Below are 1,895 nucleotides of genomic sequence, written 5' to 3' on the forward strand. Positions count from 1 at the left end.
AGGACGTCCTTCGCCGAGCCGCCGCCCCCGCATCCTCTTCTCCCGCCCGCACTCCGCACGACAGGAACGAGCACCCATGACGCTGTCCACTCCTCAGACCGCCTACGCCTCCGCCAAGCTCCAGGGCACCGGAGTGGGACGCGGGCTGGCCCTCGGGCCGGTCCTGCGCATGCCGGAGCCGCTGCCCGAGCCCGAGGACACCGCGAGCACCCGCAGCGTCGCTCAGGAGGAGGAGCGCGCCGTCTCGTCGCTCTCCGCCACCGCGGCGACGATCCGCCACCGCGGCGAGCGGGCCGGCGGCTCGGCGAAGGACGTCCTCGACGCCCAGGCCCTGATGGCCGAGGACCCGTCCCTCGCGGACGACGTCAAGGCGCGGATCGCCGGGGGCAAGACCGCGGAGCGCGCCGTGCACGAGGCCTTCGCCGGCTTCCGCGACCTGCTCGTGGCGATGGGCGGATACATGGCCGAGCGCGCGACCGACCTCGATGACGTCTCGCAGCGCGTCGTGGCGCACCTGCGCGGCGTCGCCGCTCCCGGCGTCCCCGAGTCGGACGAGCCGTTCGTGCTCGTCGCCCGCGACCTCGCTCCGGCCGACACGGCGCTGCTCGACCTCGAGAAGGTCCTCGGTCTGATCACCAGCGACGGAGGACCGACCTCGCACACGGCGATCCTCGCCCGGGAGAAGTCGATCACCGCCATCGTCGGCACCACCGGCGCCCTCGACCTGCGGGACGGCCAGCTCGTCATCCTCGACGCCACCTCCGGCGTCGTGACGGTGAACCCCTCGGACGCCGAGATCGGCGCCGCGAAGTCCTCGATCGCCGAGCGCGCCGAGATGCTCGCCGCACCGGTCGTCCCCGGCGCGCTGGCCGACGGCCACGCCGTGCCGCTGCTCGCGAACCTCGGCTCGGCCGACGGCGCTGCGAACGCGGTCGAGCTCGGCGCCGAGGGAGTGGGGCTGTTCCGCACCGAGTTCCTCTTCCTCGACGCGAAGGAGGCGCCCTCGGTCGCCGAGCAGGCGGAGCAGTACACGCGCCTGCTCGCCGCGTTCCCCGGCCGCAAGGTCGTCGTCCGCGCGCTCGACGCCGGCGCCGACAAGCCGCTGAGCTTCCTCAACGACGACCACGAGGAGAACCCCGCCCTCGGTCTCCGCGGACTGCGTGCGCTCCGCGCCAGCGAGCAGATCCTCCGCGACCAGCTCACCGCCCTCGCCCAGGCCGATGCCGCGACCGACGCCGATCTCTGGGTCATGGCGCCGATGGTCGCGACCGTGGACGAGACCCGCTACTTCACCTCGATGGCGCGGGAGCTCGGCATCCGCACCGCCGGAGTGATGGTGGAGGTCCCCTCCTCCGCCCTGCTCGCCGACCGCATCCTCGGAGTCGCGGACTTCGCCTCGATCGGCACCAACGACCTGACCCAGTACACGCTCGCCGCCGACCGCATGCTCGGCACGGTCTCGGCGTTCCAGGACCCGTGGCACCCGGCCGTGCTCCGCCTCGTCGGCGAGGTCGGCCGCGCGGGAGCGGCGCTGGGCAAGCCCGTCGGGATCTGCGGAGAAGCCGCCGCCGACCCGCTGCTCGCCGTGGTCCTCGTCGGCCTCGGCGCCACCACCCTCTCGATGTCGCCGTCGGCTCTCGCCGACGTCCGCGCCGAGCTGGCCGAGCACACCCTCGACGACGCCAAGCGGTACGCGGAGCTCGCTCTCGCCGCCGACAGCGCCGTCGACGCCCGCTCCGCGGTCACCGAGGCGATCGCCGCCTCCTGATCCCGGATCACCAGCCCCACCCCCCTGCACCACCCCGCCACTCGGGAGCCGGGACGCCTCAGGAGCGTCCCGGCTCCCGAGTGGCGGGGTGGTGCAGGGGGGTGGGGCTGGTGATCCGGGATCAGGA

The 1,895-nt window shown here is 74.0% G+C and carries 1 protein-coding gene; it reads left to right on the top strand.

Annotated elements, in window-relative coordinates; translation table 11 throughout:
- The first annotated feature begins 169 nt into the window (after positions 1 to 169).
- Positions 170 to 1,768, top strand: a complete 1,599-nt coding sequence (gene ptsP / locus C5C49_RS16670) for a phosphoenolpyruvate--protein phosphotransferase (RefSeq protein WP_104233916.1) — start codon at positions 170 to 172, stop codon at positions 1,766 to 1,768.
- The last annotated feature ends 127 nt before the right edge of the window (positions 1,769 to 1,895 follow it).

Source organism: Rathayibacter sp. AY1E2 (assembly GCF_002932325.1).
In the GTDB taxonomy this organism is placed as follows: Bacteria; Actinomycetota; Actinomycetes; order Actinomycetales; family Microbacteriaceae; genus Rathayibacter.